23 protein-coding genes are annotated in these 21,848 nt (G+C 36.0%); 13 read left to right on the top strand and 10 right to left on the bottom strand.

Annotation, left to right across the window (positions count from 1 at the left end; all coding sequences use genetic code 11):
- Positions 1–22: 22 nt before the first annotated feature.
- The 4 genes from SFA27_RS12970 to SFA27_RS12955 all read left to right on the top strand — a co-directional run bounded on the left by SFA27_RS12970 (position 23) and on the right by SFA27_RS12955 (position 4,257).
- The gene (locus SFA27_RS12970) at positions 23–598 is read left to right on the top strand and encodes a hypothetical protein (RefSeq protein ID WP_264518143.1); all 576 of its coding nucleotides are present in this window, start codon (positions 23–25) and stop codon (positions 596–598) included.
- 401 nt (positions 599–999) lie between these two features.
- The gene (locus SFA27_RS12965) at positions 1,000–2,082 is read left to right on the top strand and encodes a chorismate mutase (protein ID WP_047384411.1); all 1,083 of its coding nucleotides are present in this window, start codon (positions 1,000–1,002) and stop codon (positions 2,080–2,082) included.
- Positions 2,083–2,279: 197 nt separating this feature from the next.
- Positions 2,280–3,206, top strand: a complete 927-nt coding sequence (rsgA, locus tag SFA27_RS12960; RefSeq protein ID WP_264518142.1) for a ribosome small subunit-dependent GTPase A — start codon at positions 2,280–2,282, stop codon at positions 3,204–3,206.
- A 634-nt stretch (positions 3,207–3,840) separates the two neighbouring features.
- The gene (locus tag SFA27_RS12955) at positions 3,841–4,257 is read left to right on the top strand and encodes a nucleoside-diphosphate kinase (RefSeq protein WP_034687444.1); all 417 of its coding nucleotides are present in this window, start codon (positions 3,841–3,843) and stop codon (positions 4,255–4,257) included.
- A gap of 79 nt (positions 4,258–4,336) precedes the next feature.
- Here the strand turns inward: SFA27_RS12955 and SFA27_RS12950 are convergent, their stop codons facing one another.
- Positions 4,337–6,184 carry an alpha-L-fucosidase gene (locus SFA27_RS12950; RefSeq protein WP_407292527.1) on the bottom strand — a complete coding sequence of 616 codons (1,848 nt, stop codon included), beginning with the start codon at positions 6,182–6,184 and terminating at the stop codon, positions 4,337–4,339.
- A 155-nt stretch (positions 6,185–6,339) separates the two neighbouring features.
- On the opposite strand from SFA27_RS12950, the gene SFA27_RS12945 reads away from it, so the two are divergent.
- The 3 genes from SFA27_RS12945 to SFA27_RS12935 are packed head-to-tail and all read left to right on the top strand — an operon-like array spanning position 6,340 to position 8,183.
- Positions 6,340–6,561, top strand: a complete 222-nt coding sequence (locus SFA27_RS12945; protein WP_047375393.1) for a hypothetical protein — start codon at positions 6,340–6,342, stop codon at positions 6,559–6,561.
- A gap of 3 nt (positions 6,562–6,564) precedes the next feature.
- Positions 6,565–7,662, top strand: a complete 1,098-nt coding sequence (locus tag SFA27_RS12940; RefSeq protein ID WP_407292524.1) for a DUF692 family multinuclear iron-containing protein — start codon at positions 6,565–6,567, stop codon at positions 7,660–7,662.
- A 35-nt stretch (positions 7,663–7,697) separates the two neighbouring features.
- Positions 7,698–8,183 carry a DUF1772 domain-containing protein gene (locus SFA27_RS12935; RefSeq protein ID WP_407292521.1) on the top strand — a complete coding sequence of 162 codons (486 nt, stop codon included), beginning with the start codon at positions 7,698–7,700 and terminating at the stop codon, positions 8,181–8,183.
- A gap of 218 nt (positions 8,184–8,401) precedes the next feature.
- On the opposite strand, the gene rpe is transcribed toward SFA27_RS12935, so the two are convergent.
- The 3 genes from rpe to SFA27_RS12920 are packed head-to-tail and all read right to left on the bottom strand — an operon-like array spanning position 8,402 to position 10,459.
- Positions 8,402–9,052, bottom strand: coding sequence for a ribulose-phosphate 3-epimerase (gene rpe, locus SFA27_RS12930; protein WP_047375387.1), 651 nt, complete (start codon positions 9,050–9,052; stop codon positions 8,402–8,404).
- A 25-nt stretch (positions 9,053–9,077) separates the two neighbouring features.
- Positions 9,078–9,380, bottom strand: coding sequence for a hypothetical protein (locus tag SFA27_RS12925; RefSeq protein ID WP_407292518.1), 303 nt, complete (start codon positions 9,378–9,380; stop codon positions 9,078–9,080).
- A 5-nt stretch (positions 9,381–9,385) separates the two neighbouring features.
- A complete protein-coding gene (locus SFA27_RS12920) occupies positions 9,386–10,459 on the bottom strand; it encodes a M42 family peptidase (protein ID WP_047375383.1) in 1,074 nt (357 codons plus the stop codon).
- 51 nt (positions 10,460–10,510) lie between these two features.
- Between SFA27_RS12920 and SFA27_RS12915 the strand changes: the two genes are divergently transcribed.
- Positions 10,511–11,215 (top strand): DUF4294 domain-containing protein, encoded by a 705-nt coding sequence (locus tag SFA27_RS12915; protein WP_047375381.1) that lies wholly within the window; start codon positions 10,511–10,513, stop codon positions 11,213–11,215.
- 21 nt (positions 11,216–11,236) lie between these two features.
- On the opposite strand, the gene SFA27_RS12910 is transcribed toward SFA27_RS12915, so the two are convergent.
- Positions 11,237–11,653 carry an NUDIX domain-containing protein gene (locus tag SFA27_RS12910; protein ID WP_079241390.1) on the bottom strand — a complete coding sequence of 139 codons (417 nt, stop codon included), beginning with the start codon at positions 11,651–11,653 and terminating at the stop codon, positions 11,237–11,239.
- 131 nt (positions 11,654–11,784) lie between these two features.
- Positions 11,785–12,459 carry a tRNA (5-methylaminomethyl-2-thiouridine)(34)-methyltransferase MnmD gene (mnmD, locus tag SFA27_RS12905; protein WP_047375377.1) on the bottom strand — a complete coding sequence of 225 codons (675 nt, stop codon included), beginning with the start codon at positions 12,457–12,459 and terminating at the stop codon, positions 11,785–11,787.
- Positions 12,460–12,544: 85 nt separating this feature from the next.
- Between mnmD and SFA27_RS12900 the strand changes: the two genes are divergently transcribed.
- The 4 genes from SFA27_RS12900 (at position 12,545) to SFA27_RS12885 (ending at position 15,817) form a co-directional block, all read left to right on the top strand.
- Positions 12,545–13,615 carry a branched-chain amino acid aminotransferase gene (locus SFA27_RS12900; protein ID WP_047375375.1) on the top strand — a complete coding sequence of 357 codons (1,071 nt, stop codon included), beginning with the start codon at positions 12,545–12,547 and terminating at the stop codon, positions 13,613–13,615.
- 210 nt (positions 13,616–13,825) lie between these two features.
- Complete coding sequence (locus tag SFA27_RS12895; protein WP_047375374.1) at positions 13,826–14,338, top strand: FKBP-type peptidyl-prolyl cis-trans isomerase; 513 nt, start codon at positions 13,826–13,828, stop codon at positions 14,336–14,338.
- Positions 14,339–14,419: 81 nt separating this feature from the next.
- Positions 14,420–15,457 (top strand): peptidylprolyl isomerase, encoded by a 1,038-nt coding sequence (locus tag SFA27_RS12890; protein WP_407298170.1) that lies wholly within the window; start codon positions 14,420–14,422, stop codon positions 15,455–15,457.
- Between the two features lie 138 nt (positions 15,458–15,595).
- Entirely contained in the window at positions 15,596–15,817 is a 222-nt protein-coding gene (locus tag SFA27_RS12885; protein ID WP_047375370.1) for a hypothetical protein, read from the top strand.
- Positions 15,818–16,005: 188 nt separating this feature from the next.
- On the opposite strand, the gene SFA27_RS12880 is transcribed toward SFA27_RS12885, so the two are convergent.
- The gene (locus SFA27_RS12880; RefSeq protein WP_156118359.1) at positions 16,006–16,236 is read right to left on the bottom strand and encodes a hypothetical protein; all 231 of its coding nucleotides are present in this window, start codon (positions 16,234–16,236) and stop codon (positions 16,006–16,008) included.
- A gap of 601 nt (positions 16,237–16,837) precedes the next feature.
- Between SFA27_RS12880 and SFA27_RS12875 the strand changes: the two genes are divergently transcribed.
- Positions 16,838–17,359 (top strand): hypothetical protein, encoded by a 522-nt coding sequence (locus SFA27_RS12875; RefSeq protein WP_407292512.1) that lies wholly within the window; start codon positions 16,838–16,840, stop codon positions 17,357–17,359.
- A 354-nt stretch (positions 17,360–17,713) separates the two neighbouring features.
- Here SFA27_RS12875 and SFA27_RS12870 read toward each other — a convergent pair whose 3' ends face one another.
- From SFA27_RS12870 to SFA27_RS12860, 3 genes are read right to left on the bottom strand one after another with little or no spacing between them, the layout of a single operon-like run.
- Positions 17,714–19,072 carry a M20/M25/M40 family metallo-hydrolase gene (locus tag SFA27_RS12870; protein WP_407292510.1) on the bottom strand — a complete coding sequence of 453 codons (1,359 nt, stop codon included), beginning with the start codon at positions 19,070–19,072 and terminating at the stop codon, positions 17,714–17,716.
- 3 nt (positions 19,073–19,075) lie between these two features.
- Positions 19,076–20,434 (bottom strand): M20/M25/M40 family metallo-hydrolase, encoded by a 1,359-nt coding sequence (locus SFA27_RS12865; protein WP_407292508.1) that lies wholly within the window; start codon positions 20,432–20,434, stop codon positions 19,076–19,078.
- Position 20,435: 1 nt separating this feature from the next.
- The gene (locus tag SFA27_RS12860; protein ID WP_407292506.1) at positions 20,436–21,839 is read right to left on the bottom strand and encodes a M28 family peptidase; all 1,404 of its coding nucleotides are present in this window, start codon (positions 21,837–21,839) and stop codon (positions 20,436–20,438) included.
- Between the last annotated feature and the right edge of the window lie 9 nt (positions 21,840–21,848).

Below are 21,848 nucleotides of genomic sequence, written 5' to 3'. Positions count from 1 at the left end.
TAGTGAGAAACAGGAGGTGAAGATGCCGGAAAAAGCTCCGGAAAAGAAAGAAGCTAAAGCAGAACAACAACCTGCAGCTTCTCAGACAGTTCAGGAAGCTTCAGTAACAAAAACAACCAAGCCGTTGTCAAGGCCGGGAATCTCTTCAGGTTTCAGTATCAATTCATTTTTGAATAAAGAAGATAAAGTGGAAACAACAGAAAATGTTGTTGTAAAAACTGAAAACCTTCCGCAAAACCATTTTACAGATACAGACCTGCAGATGGAATGGAAAATTATGCTTAAACAGCTTCAGGTAAAAGACAACTTTGTTTTTAATGCTGTAAAAACCTTTAAGCTGGAAAAAGCTGAGGAAAATAAAATCAAAGTTTTGTTCCCTTCAGATTCTGCAAAAGTAGAATTTGATAAAATAAGTGGAGAATTTTTTAATCATTTTAAAAGAAAAATTCAGAATCATATCATCGAGGTAGAATATGTCAGAGACGTTGAAAATCTGAAGATTGAGGTGGTGACGAAAAGAAAAATGTTTGAAAAACTTATCGAAAAAAATCCACTTTTGAAAGATCTTGATGATTTAATGAAGTTTGATTTGACATAATTTTTATATATTTGTCAAATATTTCTGTCGAAAATAAGTTTTTGACAAAAACAAATTACAACCAGAAACGCTAAAACAAAGACATTTCCAGAAGAAAATGGAAAAACTGACTAACACATATCTGTCTTTTTTTGCACCCGCTAATTACTTTTTTAGCGGTTATTTTAGTTTTTCTGCTTCTTATTATAGAAATTTCAGAACGTATTACCGATTTTATTGGTACTGTTAACTGAATTTCTTTCCAAAAAATACAGGAGAAGTAGAGCCCTATTATTTTCCTGATTCCTTTAAACAATTTTGAACGGCATTTTTTGAAAAGAATTATAAATTAAATTTTATAATCCAAAGGGCTATTGCTGTTATTGAAAAAATTATATAAAAAAACAATAAAATTTAGAATAATGAATTTAAATGATTTAAAAAATGAGTGGATCGATGGGCTTACACAGCCTCTAATGATTGCGGGACCATGTAGTGCAGAGAGTGAAGCTCAGATGCTTGAAACGGCCAGGAGAATTAAAGAATCTAATGCTAATGTATCGGTTTTCCGTGCAGGAATCTGGAAACCTCGTACCAAACCAAACGGTTTTGAAGGAGTAGGAGTAATTGGTCTGAACTGGCTGAAAAAAGTAAAAGAAGAGTACGGTTTTAAAACAGCTACTGAGGTAGCAAACGCACACCATGTATTTGCAGCTCTGGAAGCAGATGTAGATGTTCTTTGGATCGGAGCACGTTCTACAGTAAATCCATTTACAGTACAGGAAATTGCAATGGCATTAAGAGGAACAGATAAGCCTGTATTCGTGAAAAACCCTGTTAATCCGGATCTTGCATTATGGATTGGAGCGTTGGAAAGACTTTTGGGTCAGGATATTAAAAACCTGGGAGTCATTCACAGAGGATTTTCAACATACCAGAAAACAAAATACAGAAACAACCCAAACTGGCAGATTGCCCTTGATTTCAAGAGCCAGTTTCCAAATATTCCAATGTTGATTGACCCATCACACATCTGCGGAAACAGAACTGGTCTGGCTGATATTACACAGGAAGCTCTTAACGTAGGATACCAGGGTGCTATCATTGAATCACACTGCAATCCTGATGAAGCCTGGAGTGATGCTTCTCAGCAGATTACACCTGAAGTTCTTGCAGATCTTATCGGTAATCTGAAAGTGAGAAGCTCTAATCTTGCAGGTTTTGAAGGGGAGATGGGAAGACACAGAACTTTAATCTCAGATCTTGACTTCCAGTTAATTGAACTTCTTTCTCAAAGAATGAAAATTTCTGAAAAGATCGGTAAACTTAAAAAAGAGAACGATATTGCGATCTTCCAGCCTGAACGTTGGAAAGTAATCACGGAATACGCTAATCAGAAAGCAAAAGAAACCGGAATGTCTCAGGAATTTATTGAAAAAGTTTTCAAGGCGATTCACGAAGAGTCTATTGAAGTTCAGAATAGCATTATGATCGATAAGAGATAAACTGCAGATAACGGGTAAAGGGATAAAGACCCAGGATAAGCAGAATTTGATTTAATTCCTGAAAACGATTACCTGTTTGCTGCAAAAAATATTTGTTAGGGCTTAGACCTCAGGATTTAGAAGAATAGAAACATGTGTTTTTAACCTATTTCCTGAATGCTAAGCCCTAATTGCGTATATTTGCACCAGTATTATCTATGAAAGGAAAAATCATTAAATCTACAGGCAGTTGGTACCAGGTTTTGGAATTGGAAACAAATAAAATTTTCGAGGCCAGAATCAGGGGAAAATTCAAACTAATAAAAACAAGGCTTACCAATCCACTTGCTGTAGGAGATTTTGTTGAATTTCAGCTTGAACAGGATGATATTGCATGGATCACGAAAATTGAGCCGCGTTCTAATTATCTGATCAGAAAATCAGTAAACCTTTCAAAAGAAGCCCATATTATTGCTTCCAATATTGATCTAGCGTGTTTTATCTTTACTCTGAAACATCCTGAAACATCTTTAGGATTCCTTGACAGGTTTCTGGCATGCTGTGAAGCCTATAATATTACTCCATTGATTCTCTTTAATAAGATTGATGTTCTCCACGGGGAAGAAATAGAAATTGTGAAAGACATAGAGTTTCTCTACCAGGAAATTGGCTATAACACATTGGAAATTTCATCCTATTCGAGACTGAATCTTGAGCAGCTGGAGGAAATCCTTAAAGATAAAACCTCAGTATTCTTCGGACACTCCGGTTGTGGGAAATCTACTTTAGTAAATGCTTTGCAGCCAGGATTGAATTTAAAAACATCTGAAATTTCAGATACCCACCTGAAAGGAAAACATACAACAACTTTTGCACAGATGCACTTTTGGGATTTTGGCGGAAATGTTATCGATACCCCTGGTGTTCGTGAATTTGCCATGATTGATATTGAAAAAGAAGAAGTACAGCATTATTTCCCTGAGATTTTCAAAAAGAGAGAAGAGTGTAAATTTCATAATTGTCTTCACATTAATGAACCGAAGTGCGCCGTTCTTGATGCCCTTGAAACAGGCGAAATACAACATTCGCGCTATGCCACTTACATCAAATTGATGGATGAGGCGGAAGAAGCTTCTCAGAAATAAAATATACAGAGAGACTATCATTAAATAGTCTCTTTTTTGTTTTAAAATTTCTTTTACTGAACCTGTCACCACTCCTTGTCAAGGTTTAAAGAGATCTTTACTATTTTATCCCTTTGATTTTAGTAATATATTTTATAATATTTTTTATTTAAAGAATAAATTAAATGCTATAATTGATTGTCTTTTTTTTAATACTTGGTATGTTGAATTTTTACGAAAAAAAATCTATTTTCAGATAACTCTACTTTTTGGCATGACAAATTTGGCAGATAACTCCACTTTTGGCATATTTTAGTTGATTGAAAAAATGATATTTTAGAAAATTCAATTATTTTATTAATTGAAATAAAAGCAATAATATTATTAAATATACTTTTATTTAGTGCTTAAAATTACCGAATTGATAAAAAACAGTATTGTTTTTTGGGAATAAAAAAACCCAGCCGAAGCTGGGTAAAAACTAATAACCATGAAAACTCAAATTAAACATGAGAATCGCAATAGAATAAACAATTACTGTGCCAAAGATTGATTCATAATTTCTTAATAAAAGTTATTTTTATGTTAAAAAAAAATTAAAATAAAAATCAAAGATATTTTTTGTAATTTTGCGCCATTAAAAAAATATACATTTATGTCTAACATTACATTCACTATGATTAAGCCTGATGCAGTTGCTGACGGACATATCGGTGCTATATTGGGTAAGATTGCTGAAGGAGGTTTTAAAATCAAAGCTTTAAAATTAACTCAGCTTACAGTTGCTGATGCAAAAAAATTCTATGAAGTACACGCTGAAAGACCATTTTATGGTGAGTTGGTAGAATTCATGAGCTCTGGTCCTATCGTGGCTGCAGTTTTAGAAAAAGATAATGCAGTTGAAGACTTCAGAACATTAATCGGTGCTACTAACCCTGCAGAAGCTGCAGAAGGTACAATCAGAAAAATGTTTGCAAGAAGCATCGGAGAAAATGCGGTTCACGGTTCAGATTCTGACGAGAATGCATTAATCGAAGCTCAGTTCCATTTTTCAGGAAGAGAGATTTTCTAAGAAAATCATCTTACAAAATAAAAGATCCGGAGAATTTTCTCCGGATTTTGTTTTTCATAAATGTGATCTTTAATCAGATTTAAAGATTATTTTCAATTGCCCCTACATTTTCTCTGTACAGTTCAAGAGGTTTATTAAGCAACACCGCAATAACGGTCATCTGCTTATCAAGCTTTTCCTTTGGAATATCAATGTATATAATTCCCGGTCTATCGCTCCAGTAAAGTTTATTGTATATTGTATGTGACAGCATAGTACCTTCGCCTACCACTCTTATTCTGGCAATTCCGTTTTTTATTCCTTTTAAGGCAATGGGGCCTGTAGGTGTTCCTTCCACAAAAAGATAAAGTGTCTGTTTATCTTTTGACAATGCGCTCATTCCTGAATAATGACCATCTGGTAATCCTTTTTCCGTTTCATAAAGAGCCTCTGCATGCTTACTTATCCATTGCAATGCTTCCTTATTGGTGTTGGGTGTTTTCTTTATTTTCATATCGAGACCATCACTGGTCAGTCCTGAAGAAGTTGGCAGATTATAACCATTATATAATGTATTGGTTATATTATAGACTGCTTCCTGCGTATTTTTATTATTCAGTATTTCAGTGAGAGAATGATCTTCCTTCTTAAAATCTTTCAGAAATACAGGTGAAGTATCAAAAGTAAGCTCTGCAACGGTGACATCTTTATCAAATTTTACATTGGAAAAATTCAATGTCAGTGTTTTTTCAGCATTGTAATCTGTTTTAATAACAGCCGAAGGATCTCCAATAATTTTTACTGAAGCAGGCTTTGTTCCCAATCCATAAATCTTTGTGAAGTTTTTAGCTTCCTCCAGATAAAGGAATAAGGATTTTTTTGAGGTGGATAAAGAAGACTTTCCTCTGTAATTTTCAAAAGGAATTCCACGGGTTGTTTCATAAATGGCACGCTGATTTTTGGAGGTCCAGCGGCCAAGATTCTTCAGAATTTCAATCTGCTCCTCGGGAATTGTACCATCTGCTCTGGGGCCGATATCAAGCAGAAGATTTCCACCCATACTGATCACATCTGCCAGAGTCCTGACAATCATATTAGGTGTTTTGTAATTTTTATCATAAGGCTGATATCCCCAGGAATCATTCATGGTATAACAAAGCTCCCAGTATGGATTTTGTGGCGGAACTACCGGAATTCCCTGTTCAGGAGTGTCGTAATCCCCATGATTGTTGAGCCTTGAATTGATGATGATATTGGAATTGTATTTCTTGAGTAGTTCCAGAGCCTGAGAAGCTTTCCATTCTTCAGAAGTATGCTCCCAGTCTCCATCAAACCAAAGAAGGTCAGGGGAGTACTGAGAGGAAAGTTCATTAAGCTGGCTTTGGTAGTAGCTGATAAAATTCTGCCAGCGTTTCGGATCATCTTTTATTTCGTATCGCTTTTTTGTCCGGGTATTGATGTTATAATAGGGGTGGCTCCAATCTGGCAGAGAGAAGTAAAGCCCCGTTTTTAATCCTGATTTTTTCAAAGCGGAAATAAAAGGACTTAAAACATCTTTTTTTGCCAAAGACTGCCCGGGAATGGTGGTTGCATTTTCAGCCTTAGAGTTCCACAATGAAACCCCGTCATGGTGTTTGGTTGTGATAACAGCATATTTTGCTCCGGATTCTTTAATCAGGTTTACCCATTGTTCGGGCTGGTATTTTGAAGCTGAAAAGCCATTCAGCTGTTTCATGTAATTTTCATGATTAATATAATTGTTGAAAAATGACCATGATTCGGAGATCCCATTCACGGAGTAGATTCCCCAATGAATAAAAATACCCAGTTTAGCATTTTTAAACCATTCCATTTTCTTGCTGTTGTCAACTGTTTGAACCTGTGCGCTGATATTATAAGCAGATAATACCAACCCAAGGAAAACAGCTTTAATCAGACTGCTTTTCATATATAGTTTTTTTTGCCATTAAATATAAATAAAGAAAACATGAAAGCATAAAATAGTTTGTAATATTTATTTATAAATGATGTTAAGATGGTACTTATTGTTGTATTTTTATAAATGGAACGTTTATTGTAAATTTTATCTGAAAAAAAGCAACTATGAAAATTCCAGTAGTATTAATGGCGAGTTTATTAGCGGTAGGAGTCTCTGCACAAAGCACTAAACCCGAAGCTAAATCTAAAAAGCCTATAAAAAAAGTAAAGAGAGCAACAGCGCCCGACACTGTTGAAAAGAAAAAACCGGGAACTCCGAAGCCAATCGTAAAAAAAGATACGCTGGTTCTTCGTGGTCATGGCTGCCCGGCCTGTGGAATGGGATAAAAAATGAAAAAACCGCTATTAGGAATATCAATGATGGCAGAAGCTGATTTTGTTTCTGCTGTTTTGCCATTGCTGCAGAACAACGCTATTGATGTTCTGGAATGGTCTTTTGATACCCTTTATCATACCAATGAACCGGATTGGCTTCGTGATCTGCTGAACTTTTATGCTGAAAATAACCGTTTGATAGGACATGGCGTTTATTATTCCCTGTTTGACGCAAGATGGACAGAAAGGCAGGGGAAATGGCTGCAAAAGCTAAAAGAAGAAGTCAGTCTGAGGAAATACAATCATATCACGGAACATTTCGGTTTCATGAATACTGAAAACTTTCACCAGGGAGTACCATTACCGGTATCTCTGCATCTCAAAACGTTACAAATAGGAAAAGACAGACTGTACAGGCTTCAGGAAGCTGTGGATATTCCTGTTGGTATAGAAAATTTAGCCTTTTCATTTTCCATAGATGATGTTAAAGAACAAGGTGTTTTTCTTGATAAACTGACAGAAGATACCAATGGTTTTCTGATTCTCGATCTTCATAATATTTACTGTCAATCCTGCAATTTTGAAGTAGAAATGCAGGAGATAATTGATCTTTACCCTTTAGATAAGGTAAAAGAGATTCATCTTTCCGGAGGGAGTTGGCAGGAGAGTGTGTATGGAAAAAAGCAGGTGAGAAGAGACACTCATGATGATGTTATTCCTGAAACAATCTTTTCTGTTTTGCCCTCTGTGTTGGAACAGTGTCAGAATCTGGAATATATTATTATTGAAAGACTTGGACATACGCTGAAAACAGAAGAGGATAAAGAAAACTTCCTGAATGATTTCAATAAAGTTAAGACAATGATCGAAGCTTCAGGTGGGAAAGAAAGAGAGAAGAGCAGCTGGAGCAAACAGGAAATACAATTTTCAAAAAAGCCTGTTGAAGATCCGGCGTTGTTTGAAGAGCAGTCGAGGCTTACCAGGCTTCTTTTTGACAATGTGGGAACAGCGGTCATCAAAGATCAGGATTTCCATTATTTTAAAACAGATAATTGGGATCCCGAAATGATTCTTACGGCCCAGAATATCATTAAAAAGTGGAATCCTTATTAATTCTATCCTGATAACCAAAATCAAAATATATGAAAATGACAACATTAGTATTGATCATTACTGCTGTCCTCACTGCTCTGATAGGAGGACTTTTCTATGCCTATTCATGTTCGGTAGTTCTCGGGCTGGGAAAACTCTCTGATGTGGAATATCTGAAAGCCATGCAGAATATCAACCGGGAAATTCTGAACCCCGTTTTCTTCATGAGCTTTATGGGAACAGCGATTCTCCTTCCGCTATCTGCTTTTTTGTTTCGGGGACAACAACCCGTTTTTATTTTTCTTCTGCTGGCAGCACTGGCCTATTTGATTGGAGTTTTTGGAGTCACGGTTGCCGGGAATGTTCCAATGAATGATGCGCTGGATAAGTTTGATATTTCCGGTTCTACAACAGAAGCGATCAGGCAGATGCGCGATAATTTTGAAAACAGATGGAATTTTCTGAATAATATAAGAACTGTCTTTTCTGTGATTTCCATCATTTTTGTGGTCTGTGCCTGTATTTGGAACAGAGAAGTGTAAAAAGAACCAGAATAAGTAAAAATACTTAATGGTAGATTCAGTATTTCTACGGATGTATAGGTATGCTTTTATTCAGATCTTTGTAATGTTAGCAAGACAAAACAGATCTTTAACATTTTCAAAATGTTGAAAAAAAATTTATAACCAAGAAGACTTCATTTCAAACAAGAGAAAAGGCAGCCATTGGCTGCCTTTTGTTTTTATGATTAAGATAATGATTAAATCTTTAGAAGCTCAATTGTTCTCTCAGGGCTTTCCGCTGAGAAAACAGCATTTCCTGCAACAAGTACATCAGCTCCGGCTTCAAAAAGCTTAGAAGCGTTGTCAAGATTCACACCACCGTCTATTTCAATCAGTGCTGTAGAGTTATTGCTTAAGATCAGATCTTTGGTTTCAGCAATTTTTTTGTAAGTATTCTCAATGAATTTCTGTCCTCCAAATCCTGGGTTTACACTCATTAACAATACCAGATCCACATCTGCAATGATGTCCTCAAGCATTAATACAGGAGTGGAAGGGTTTAAAACGACACCCGCTTTTACTCCTTTACTCTGAATGTGATGAATGGTTCTGTGAAGATGTGTACATGCTTCGTAATGAACGGAAATAAGGTCTGCACCATGGTTGATGAACTCATCAACATATTTCTCAGGCTCCACAATCATCAGGTGAACATCTACAAATTTTTTGGCATGTTGCTGAACAGTTTTCATCACCGGAAAACCAAATGAAATGTTAGGTACAAATCTGCCGTCCATCACATCAATGTGGAACCAGTCGGCCTGAGAATTGTTCAGCATTTCAATATCTCTTTGCAGATTCCCAAAGTCTGCAGATAAAAGGGATGGAGCAATAAGCTTCGTTTTCATTTTTACTTTTTATACTTTTACTTTATTATCCTATTGAAAATGAACGGTCATGGGTAAAATAATAATAGGTGAGATATCCTGTTATTAAAATCACTTCTATGACAGATAACTTTTTATTGTTGATATTTATCAGTAAAAACCTGTCAATCACAAGGAGTCCAAATAAAATCATCAGGAAAATGACTTCGATCATAATTCCTAAACTTTCACTGGAATCGAATGTAAATAATTGATATACAATTAAATGGATTCCAAGTCCTGCAAGTATAATGAATACTATAGAGATGAAAGTAGGTTTCTTAATGAGATGATAAAAGACATTTTTCATTTTAATTAATGATACTTCAGTTTCATTTCTGGTTTGATCTTAAGAACCGTTTCATAGATAAGTTTAATAACATTAGCCACATCTTCCTTAGATACCATTTCTACCGTAGTATGCATATAACGCAAAGGTAATGAAATTAAAGCACTTGGTACTCCGCCGTTGGAATGGGCAAAAGCGTCAGTATCAGTTCCTGTAGCTCTGCTTGCTGCGGCTCTTTGGAAAGGAATTTTTTTGGTTTTTGCAGTATCAATAATCAATTCTCTGATCGTATGATGAACACTTGGAGCAAAAAATACTACCGGTCCTGCGCCACATTTCTGATCTCCTTCTTTCTTCTTTTCAATCATTGGAGTGGTGGTATCGTGGGTAACATCAGTTACAATGGCAATATTGGGTTTAATAGTATCAGCAATCATATCTGCACCGTATAAACCTACTTCTTCCTGTACAGAATTAGTAATATAAAGCCCGAATGGAATAGATTTTTTATTTTCTTTTAAAAGTCTTGCTACTTCAGCAATCATGAAGCCTCCGATCCTGTTGTCCAGTGCTCTGCATACAAAATATCTGTCGTTCATTTCAAAGAACTCATCCGGATAAGTAATCATGCATCCTACGAAGATTCCCATTTCTTCCACTTCTTTTTTGGAAGTAGCACCACAGTCGATGAAGATGTTTTCAATTTTGGGAGTGGGCTCATTCTGATTCGTTCTTGTATGAATAGCCGGCCATCCGAATACTCCTTTTACGATCCCGTTTTCTCCATGAATATGAACCACTTTTGAAGGGGCTATTGTTTGATCAGAACCTCCGTTTCTAATGACATAGATTAACCCGTCATCCGTAATATAATTAACGTACCATGAAATTTCATCAGCATGTGCCTCAATCACTACTTTAAATTCAGCTTCCGGATTAATGATTCCATAACAGGTTCCATAATGGTCTACTTCTATTTTGTCAACATAGGGTCTGATATAGTCCATCCAGACTTCTTGCCCTTTATGTTCATAACCTGTTGGTGATGATGTATTTAAATATTTCTCTAAAAATTTCAAAGATTTCTTTTCAAATTTCATAAAAAGGAATGATTTTTGCGTTTAATTTTTGTTGTTATAAGTGTAAAAATAATGAATTTTAGTAAGATTATCTGCCTTTTTATTTTCTTTTTTGGAGTCAGTGTTTTTGGCCAAAAGGATGGCGTAGTGGCAAAACCACTCAATCAATATCCAGCTGAATCCTTGAAAACGGATGAATTTGGTAATAAATATTATTATGACGAGCAGCAAAAAGTCAAGATTTATGAAATCAACGGCGAGCCTGTAGTTGTATTAGATGAATTGGTTTTGGTTAATAAACCAAGATTTAATAATCAGTTAGATAAAAATTACTATTATTTCCTTAATAAAAAACTGTACAGAGTGTATCCGCTATTTGTTACTGCACTACAACAGTATAGAGATATCCAGAAAGATATGAATGATATGGATAGTAAGGCTAAAAGAAAATTTGTAAGAGAACGACAGAATATGCTGGCAGATCAGTATGAAAAACAACTGAGAGATCTTACCACTACCGAAGGGCAGGTTTTTGCAAAGCTGATGAACAGAGCTACCGGAAAAAACGTCTATGAAATCATCAAAGAACTGAGAGGTGGATGGAGCGCTTTCTGGTGGAATGTAAAAGGAAAAATGGCCGATATTGATCTGAAAGACCACTACGATCCACATAACAACAGAACTGATGAATTTGTAGAGTCACTGCTTCAGTCCAATTGGAATTCAGGGTATCTGCAGCCTTATCCGGGAGCGAATGATTTTAAAGTCAAGAAATAATATAAATTCCTGTAAGAATACTTACAGGAATTTTTCTTTTAATTTATCAAATACAATCTTGTCTATCGGAAGAGGGAAAGGGTTGTCTGGTCTGTCTATGTCAATCCACTCTGTTTTTTCGATGCAGGGATCCAGGATAATAAAATCTTCTTCATTCACTATATCTACTATATAATATATGGTAAGAAGCTGTTCGTTTTCTTTGAAGCGGGAAACCAGGAAGTTTTCCTGGGTATAAAAATGTTCCAGGACATTGATCTTTACATTCAGCTCTTCATCAAACTCACGATGCAGGCATTCCAGTACTCCTTCACCATATTCCAATCCGCCACCCGGAAATTTCATTAAAGGTTCGCCGGCATATTCTTCAAATAAAGTCAGAACTTGTTTATCTTTTACTGCACACGCATACACTCTAATGTTGATCTTATCTATCATATATATAATGTATAATAATTTGTATAGCTAATGTAAGGATTTTTGTTGGAAAAAATAGCCGGATGATGGAAGCGCGAAGCTGGAAGTTTTAAAAATTTCCGAATTCATCTACCTTTATCCAGGCTTCCATTTTACAATTTAATTGCATTGATCATCTCTCTCTTTCCCGGAGGCCCCTGCTTTTTTTCAACCTGGAAATTCAGTTCCTGAAGAATTCTTCTTACGCTGCCTTTAGAAGAGTAGGTGGTTAATAATCCGTTAATGGCCATTTTGTCAGAAACCAGTTCAAATAATGGTTTTTCCCAAAGATCAGGCTGCACTCTGGCACCAAAACAATCGAAATAAACAAGATTGATTTTAGGCAAATCGATGTCTTTTAGGTCAAAAAAATCACATTCTATCTTTTTTAAGTGGAATCCACTAATAATTTCTACTGACTTCTCCCAATCTGCCAGATGAATTTTCTGATAAATATTTTTAAACTCAGGGTTGTCAAAATGTTCAAAGTAAGCCAAATCCTTAACTTCGGATTCATTTATGGGATATTTTTCAAGCGAAAAATAATTGATGACATGATTTTTGTCAGTTTTTAAATATTCATTAATTGTTACTAAAACATTCAAACCTGTTCCAAAACCGAGTTCTAAAATATTAATTTCGCAATCATTTATCAAATTTAGTCCGTTTTTAATAAACACATGTTCAGCTTCCTGAAGTGCTCCGTGATGAGAATGGTAGTTTTCATTTAATTCATTGATAAACAATGTTTTACTGCCGTCGTTTGTGGTCTTAATTTCTCTTTTCAAGCTATTTTTTTGTCAAATTTACTCTAAAATTTTTATATTTAGAAAATTATGTTAAATTTGTAGAACATCGTAAAAATTTTAAAAAATGATAATTCAAAAAACTGAAAACTCCAGAATTTCTACATTTGACCCTAACGATTTTTCATTTGGTGGTACTTTCATAGATCATATGATTATATGTGAGTATGAAAATGGGAAATGGGGTGATGTAAAATTAGTTCCTTACGGTCCGATTCCATTTACCCCTGCCATGATGGGAGTAAACTATGGACAAGCTTGTTTTGAAGGTATGAAAGCCTATAAAGATAAAGACGGGCAGGTTTTCCTTTTCAGGCCTGAAAAGAATTTTGAACGTATCAATAAGTCGGCAAAACGTCTTGCTATGCCTGAGGTAACTGAAGAAATGTTTTTAGACGGATTAAAAGCGTTGGTAGATATGGATAGAGAGTGGATTCCACAGGGGGAAGGAATGTCTCTTTATATCAGACCACTGATTTTTGCTACGGAGGAAGCTTTGAAAGCAAGAGTATCCAATAAATATATGTTTGCCATTGTTGCAACACCAGCAAAGAGCTACTATTCTGAGCCGGTATCTGTAAAAATCTCTGATCACTACTCAAGAGCGGCAAACGGAGGAGTAGGTTCTGCAAAAGCTGCAGGTAACTATGCTGCTTCTTTCTATCCTACTCAATTGGCAATAGAAGAAGGTTACGAGCAAATCATCTGGACAGATGATGCTACTCACGAATATTTTGAAGAGAGTGGTACAATGAATGTATTTGTAAGAATCAATGATACTATTTATACACCTCCAACTTCTGAGAAAATTCTTGATGGAGTAACAAGAGACAGCTTCATTCAGTTAGCTAAGAAAAGAGGAATCGAAGTAAAAGTAGAGCCAATTCCTGTGAAAACAGTGATTGAAGCTTTGAAGAACGGTTCTCTTAAAGAAGTATGGGGAGTAGGTACGGCAGTGGTAACTACTCAGTTCCAGGCTTTAGGATATGAAGGTGAAAAGCTTGAACTTCCAAGGTTATCTGATGAAGAAAGCTTTGCTGCTATTCTGAAGAAAGATCTGGTAGATCTGCAAAACAATCTTTCTGAAGATCCTTTCGGATGGAGAGTTGTGGTAGATCACGCTTTGGAAACAGTTTAATATTTTTTTAAATAAAACTATATAAAAGTCGGGGTTTTTCCCGGCTTTTTTTGTATTTATGTATTCATGTAAAAATGTAAAAATGACTTTTAATGACAGGATTCATTCAGTTGTTCTGTTGTATTGGCAGATTGATACATTCTTACATTCACATATTTCCGGGTCAAGTTTTGTAATTGATTCGCGAAATGTGTATTTTCGCAAAAGTTTATGAAAAAAATACTCTTCATATCAGTCATAAGCCTGTTGAGCTGCAACAGAAATGCACAGACGGCCCATCCTCCTGTAGGTGGTGTTTTAAGCCAAAAAGATCTGGATGTTTCTAAAAACAGGATGAAAAATCTTAACGTCATAGAAAGAGGCCAGATTCAGGATTGGATCAGTGGGCAGTCTGTGAAGTATTATCCTACGCAGCTTAATTACTGGGTAACGGCGGAAGGTTATGATCAGAGAGAAAGAAGAAAAGATGAAACTTTGATTTCCTATTCTTATGATCTGTATGATTTTGACGAGACTAAAATCTATGACCAGTCTTTTGAGAGAAGAGATGCCAAATTCGGGCACTTTGATGAACTGAGAGCTGTGGAGAACGCTTTGCGTTTTATACATGATGGAGAGGAAGTAACGCTTTTGGTACCGTCTTCTTTGGCCTACGGAACTTACGGAGACGAAAAGAAAATAGACAACGACATTCCATTAATCATAAAATTAAAAGCCCTATAATACATGAAATTGTTTAACAAGAATATAATTCTGGCAGCGGCAAGTATTTCGCTGATGAGTTGTACCCCAATTTATAAAAAAATGAACGTAGACAAAGAAATTTACGAAGGTCTTAATGACGGACTTTATGCCAATCTTCAAACTACAAAAGGTAACTTAATTGTAAAATTTGAAGACAAGAAAGCACCAGTAACTGTAGCCAACTTTATCGGTCTTGCAGAAGGGAAAATTGACAACAAAGCTAAGGCTAAAGGAGTTCCTTACTATGATGGAACTATTTTCCACAGAGTGATCAAAGATTTCATGATCCAGGGGGGAGACCCTAAAGGTACTGGAGCTGGTGATCCGGGATATAAGTTCGAGGACGAAAGAAACGACCTTAAACATACAGGAAAAGGTATTCTTTCTATGGCAAATTCGGGACCTAATACAAACGGTTCTCAGTTCTTCATCACTGAAGTTGCTACTCCTTGGTTAGACGGAAAACACACCATCTTCGGAAAAGTAGTAAAAGGTAACGATGTGATTGATGCTATTGCTAACGTTGAAAAAGGAGCTCAGGATAAGCCTAAAACAGATATCGTTTTAGAAAAAGTTTCTGTTTTCAGTAAAGGTGACGAGTACAAACACTACGATGCAGCTAAAACTTTCACTGAAGGAAAAGCTAAAATCGCAGAAAACAATAAGGCTTTTTTAGCCAAAGAAGAAGCTGAAAAGAAGAAAAGAGAAGAAGAATTCAAAGCTAACCAGGAGAAATTAGTTGAAAACTTAAAAGCTGGTATGCAAAAAACTGAATCAGGTCTTTACTATAAAATCACAAAAACAGCTGACGGTAAAGCTCCAAAAGCTGGTGACAACGTATCTGTACACTATGCAGGTAAATTAGTAGACGGAACTGAATTTGATTCTTCATTCAAGAGAAATGAGCCGATCGAAATTCCAATCGGAATGGGAAGAGTAATCAAAGGATGGGATGAAGGTATCCTGTTATTGAAAGAAGGTGAAACTGCTACATTATTGATCCCGCCGGCAATGGCTTACGGAGAAAGAGGTGCAGGAGGAGTGATCCCACCAAACTCTTGGTTGGTTTTCGATGTTGAGCTTGTAAAAGTAAAATAATTGAATCTTTTTAAGATATGAAAACCGTTCCGGAAGGGACGGTTTTTTTGTTTATACAAATACCGTAGAAATACGGATTTCAGCAAATGTCAATTACGTCTATCTTTACCCAACACTTATAAGAAACAAAATAAAAATATGTTTGATCTGAATTACGACCACATAAAAAAAGAAATTGAGTCAGAAACGTGTGAAGAACACGGTCTGCATCCGGAATTGATTAAAACAGATGAAGGCTTCGGAATAAAAGCATGTTGTGAACCTTTCAGAGAAAAGATGGTTGAAAAGTCCGGAAATATGATCGAAGAAGAAACCAAAAAGATTCTTGATGAAATGATGAAGGATCTGTTTAAAGAATAAGTTTTTACGATGTTAAGATAACTTTGTTATCACTGAGCTGCTCCGGATGGAGTGGCTTTTTTTGCTGAAAATAGGGTTTGTGATCAAAATTATGAAAACAGACAAACGATATATTTTTATTAATTTAAAAAACCGCCCCAAACAGGACGGTTTTTTCAGTAAAAATTAATTGAAAGTTATATGTTCTCTTATCTTTTCTTCATACTTGTCCCGGTCAGGGAACTGATGAATACAAGGCCGAAGCCGATATAAGCGGCAAATGCCGTCAGATATATAATTAAGCTGTTAAAGCTTGGTTTTAAGGCGTATACCAATACAGAAAAAGCAGCAAAACTTAATACGAGCAATAGGCTCCAGATGTTCATTTTTGCAGCATCTTCATTTCTCTTAAAAATCATTTCAAAAAAGGCTCTCATCATTACTTACATTTTAAGGGTTATACATTAATTAAATAAGATAAAGGCGTGCTCATCACGGTAAAAAGAATAAATTCCTTTACTGGGCTAAGGTTCATGATGACTTTGCCATTTATTTATATCGCAATACCGGGCTGAAAGTCCGGGATATTTTTGTTTTTTTTGAATCAATAAATGATTCCTGGTTATTGATGATACCAGTGAGATACGGGGTGCAAAATTGCTGTGAAAAATCAACGGGGGTTAATTAATCACGAACCCGTATCTGTTACGGCATCGTAGAAAAAAAAGGATTCATATACTAGATATGAATTTGAATCAGTGGAAAAACTGAAAATCCACAGAAAACCTTTTTTCTCATCCTTAGTGTTTTTTTAATTTTTTCTCAATATTTTACATGCTAATATCATGCCAAAGTGAATGTTTGGCGATTAACACTTTGTTTCACGGGATTGTTTAAGCTCCTGCTGAAACGTATTTTCATCTATTATTTCCTTAAACAAAGAAAAATTTTCTATTTTTGAGATCAGGTTGTTAGAAATAAAGAAAATATTACGGTATAATTTTTTTTCTATATTTAAAATACTTTAGAACAGTTTAGAAAATGAACCGGGAAAGTTTAAGAGACAGTATCAATATCTGTATAACCAATCTTTTAGGGTTGGCGAAAATTAATTGTTGGAATACCATTTCCCCCAACTTGTTTTTCATTCTGTCTGATTTTAATGAATTTAAAGAGCAGGATCCTACTGAACAGAGGATGTCCCGGAATAGGATCAATAATTCAAAAACATTGCTTACTTTAGATTCAGCACTGGATATTCTGCATAAAGAATGTAACGACCTTTACGACGTCAATCTTTATATTTTCCGGGCAAATAAAAGAGAAACTATTATAGAAATTCAATACTACAGAAAATCAAATTTTGATACTGATTACTTTGCGGTAGTAAAAGATAATCCACCAATGTTTCATTCTAAAGTTCCAATGCCTGTCTATGCATGGGAAGGAAGTAAATTTGATATCAATTGGGAATCCGGAGGTGGAATATATCATGACTGGAAAAGCTTTTTATGGAGAAATTTTTTGTGTAAACGTAAATTTAAAGGTAAAAAATACAGATAACACAAATAGCTTTATACAAATTTTATCAATATAATAATTCAAAACTCATTCCTCAAAAAATATCCCCAATCATCTGCGTCAATTTGTGAAATCCGTGATTATAAAAGCAATTTTAAAATCATTGTAAGTTTCGGCTAAAACCTGTTCCTATTGAATTCGTGTTATCCGTGAAATCATTAGTGCTATTTGTGTTTAATCTTAAAGCCACAAATGTTTTTGCACAAATTTCACAAATAGAATAAGACCAATCAATTCATCATATAAAGTTAAACGAGCTAAAGTAAGTTCCTGTTGAAATGATGAAAAGCTCCATTAAAAAAACAAAACCGCCTCTAAAGACGGTTTTTATATTTGTTACCAGTTTTTATCAATCATATAAATAATCTGTGTCAAAGCTGTAGCTCCCAATAAAAGCTCTCTTCGGTTCACCTTTTCAAAAGTATCTTCTTCTGTATGATGAATATCGAAATAACGTTGAGAATCCGGCATCAGTTCAGCGGCGGGAATTCCCATATCATGAAGAGGATATAGGTCTGTTCCGGAAAACCGCTCTTCAAAATTGTAAACTCCGTAAGGAAGGAAAAGATTTGACCAGCCTTTAATCTGATTTCTTTTGGCATCATCCATATCCAGGGCAATTCCTCTTGGTGCAAAGCCTCCGGCATCTGTTTCTATAGCAAAAAGATGTTTTTCATTGTTTTCTTTGGCAATTCTACCATATTGAATTCCACCTTTTACTCCGTTTTCTTCATTGGCAAAGCAGACTACCCTGATGGTGTGGTTGTTCTGAATTCCCAACTTTTTAAAGGTTCTCAGTACCTCAATACTTTGTACAATTCCGGTTCCGTCGTCATGAGCTCCTTCTCCTACATCCCAGGAATCAAGGTGTCCGCCAACAACAATGACGCTCTGGTCTTTTTTGCCGGTGATTTCCCCAATGACAGAATGGGAAAGCTTTTCACCTTTCATTCCACAGTTGGAATTAAGTTTAGCGGTAATTTTCTGATTTTTCAGTAAGGTTTCCAGTTCATCTGCGGTAGTACTTCCGATGGCTACTGCAGGTATTTTAGAGACTTTGTCCTCGTATCGCATTGCTCCGGTATGAGGTACATCATCAAAAGCAGATGACAGAGATCTTACGATGGCAAATTTACCTCCTTTTTTAGCAGTTAAAGAAGCTGCTGTAGTTCTGTATTTTGCTGCATCACCATATGCTTTGAAAGTCTCGACAAATGATTGGCTGAAAGGATAATTGAAGAATACAATTTTATCTTTCACTTTTTCAGCTGGAAGTTTGTCGTATTCTTCCATAGATTTTACCATGATGATCTCTCCTGAAATATCTTTTCCTCCTGTTCCTTCAGAATTTCCAAGGGAAAGCATTTTAAGACTTTTCCATTTTCCGTTAGATGTCTGGATGTGCAGAGATTCTTTTCCTCTTACCCATACCGGGATCATGACTTCCTGAAGCCAGACTTTATCAGCCCCGGCATCACGGAGTTTCTGTGCAGCCCATTGTACAGATTTTTCGTAAGCTTCAGATCCGCTTAAACGATGTCCGATGTTTTTTGTGAGCTCTCTCAGCTCTGTATATCCTTTTCCATTATTCAGGATTTCTGTAGAGATTTTTCTGAACTGGATGGAATCTTCTTTAGATTGGCCAAAAGCAGCCATTCCAAAAAGTAATAATGAAGTTCCTAGTATCTTTTTCATTGTTTACCAATTTTTATCAATCATATAAATAAGTTGTGTCATTACCGCAGAACCAAGTAAGAGTTCTCTTCGGTTGACTTTTTCAAAAGTGTCTTCTGCTGTGTGGTGAATATCAAAATAACGCTGCGGATCCGGAACAAGCTCAGCTGTGGGAACTCCCATTTCATGAAGCGGGGCAATATCCGATCCGGAATATTTACCTTCAAAATTGTAAACACCATAAGGTAAAAACAGGTTGACCCAGCTTTTGATCTGATTTCTTTGAGGATCATCCATTTCCAGGGAAATTCCCCGTGGTGAGAAACCTCCGGCATCTGTTTCTATAGCAAAAAGATGTTTTTCATTGTTTTCTTTGGCAATTTTGCCATATTGCTTTCCGCCTTTTGTTCCGTTTTCTTCATTGGCAAAGCATACAGCGCGGATGGTATGGTTATTTTGTATTCCTAATTTTTTAAATGTTCTCAGAACCTCAATACTTTGAACAATTCCGGCTCCGTCGTCATGGGCACCTTCCCCTACATCCCAGGAATCCAGGTGTCCGCCGACAACAATAACGCTCTGATCTTTTTTACCGGTAATTTCCCCGATTACAGAATGGGAAAGCTTTTCACCTTTCATTCCACAGTTGGAATTAAGTTTGGCTGTTACTTTCTGCTTTTTCAACAGGATTTCCAGTTCATCAGCAGAAGTATTTCCTATCGTAATGGCCGGTATTTTTGAAACGTTTTCATCATAGCGCATATTGCCTGTATGAGGTACATCGTCAAGAGCGGAAGAAAGTGACCGGATGATGGCAAATTTTCCTCCTTTTTTAGCTGTCAATGAAGCAGTGGATCTTCTGTAAGCACTGGCATCGCGGTAAGAAATGAAAGTCTGTACATTTCCCTGATTAAAAGGGTAGTTGAAGAATACAATCTTATCTTTTACCTTTTCTGCGGGAAGTTGGTCATATTCTTCCAGTGATTTTACCATAATAATTTCACCTGAGATATCTTTTCCGTTTGTCCCTTCAGAATTCCCGAGAGAAAGCATTTTAATACTTTTCCATTTTCCGTTAGATGTCTGGATGTGCAGAGATTCTTTTCCTCTTACCCATACCGGGATCATGACTTCCTGAAGCCATACTTTATCAGCTCCGGCATCACGGAGCTTCTGTGCAGCCCATTGTACAGATTTTTCATAAGCTTCAGAACCACTTAAACGGTTGCCTATCGTTTGGGTAAGTTCTCTCAGTTCATTATATCCTTTACCGTTGTTCAGGATTTCTGTGGAAATTTTTTTGAACTGAATGGAATCTTCCTTAGATTGGGCAAAAGCCATCATTCCAAAAAGCAATAATGAAGTACTTAGAATCTTTTTCATATTACCAGTTTTTATCAACCATAAAAATCATTTGTGTGATGGCAACCGCTCCGAGAAGCAGCTCTCTTTTGTTCACTTTGTCAAAAGTATCTTGTTCGGAATGGTGATAATCAAAATATCTTTGGGTATCAACCACCAGTTCCGCTAAAGGGATGTCAAGTTTTTTTAAAGGCGAAATATCCTGAATTGCCTCTGTCTGGTCAAAATCATAAACGCCATAAGGAAGGAAATATTCTTTCCATGGGTAAATTAATCTTCTTCTTTGAGGTGACATATCCAGAGAAAATCCTCGCGGAGAATAACCTCCGGCATCTGTTCCTAAGGCAAAAACGTGTTTTTCATCTCTTTTTTTTACGAAAGCAGCATACATCTCACGGCCCTGGCCTCCGTTTTCACTGTTGGCGTACAAAACTACGCGGATAGTGTGGTTATTTTCGTATCCCAATGCCTTCAGTGTTCTTAAAACTTCGATACACTGAACAACTCCTGTTCCATCATCAATGGCACCTTCACCAAAATCCCACGAATCAAGCTGAGCACCTAAAACAATGACTTTAGAATCTTTCTTTCCCTGAATTTCAGCAATAATATTTGGATTTGTAGTATCTCCTTTAGATTCAGCAGTCATGTTGATTTTAGCCGTGACTTTTTGCTTTTTCAATGTTTTTTCCAACTCATCTGCAGATCTTACTCCAATGGATAAAGCTGGAATTTTAACTTTATCATCTGGCTCATAGTAAATCATTTTAGCATGAGGAGTATCATCATTGGCTGTTGTAAGTGATCTTATAATTAATGCTTTTGCACCTGTTTTAGCAATGATAGAAGCGGAAATTAATTTTGATTTTGCGGTCTGTAAATAGGAGTCACTTGTATTGATGATTTTCGGGTCCATAGGAACATTCACGAAAACGATCTTGTCTTTTAACTGGCCTATTGACATGGCATTAAGCTCGGATGTGGAATTAATTAAGACAACTTCACCTGTCAGGTCTTTTCCGCCTGTTCCTTCAGAATTTCCAAAAGAAAGCATTCTGATATTTTTCCAGTCACCATTTCCGACTTTTATCTGTAAAGATTCTTTTCCTCTGATCCAGACAGGGGCTTTGGCTTCTTGTCTCCAGATCATATCAATACCTATTTCCTTGAATTTTTTTTCAGCCCATTCTACGGCTTTTGTATAACCGGGAGTTGCGCTGAAACGTGATCCGATCCCTTTTGTAAGTTCTCCAAGATTATCATAAGCCTTACCGTTGGTCATGATTTCATCTGAAATTTTTCTGAATTCATCATGATAATTGAATTTGGCAAGAGTTGTCTTTTTTGCCGGACTTTTTTGTGGCTTTTTTTGAGAAAATAAAAATCCACTCAAAAAGAGTGGAAGTATAATGAATATTTTTTTCATTTTTTATTT

The sequence above is a fragment of the Chryseobacterium sp. HR92 genome (genome assembly GCF_045689405.1).
Classification (GTDB): domain Bacteria; phylum Bacteroidota; class Bacteroidia; order Flavobacteriales; family Weeksellaceae; genus Chryseobacterium; species Chryseobacterium viscerum_A.
The sequence above is the reverse complement of the archived record's forward strand: the minus strand, read 5'-3'. Positions and strand labels throughout refer to the sequence as shown.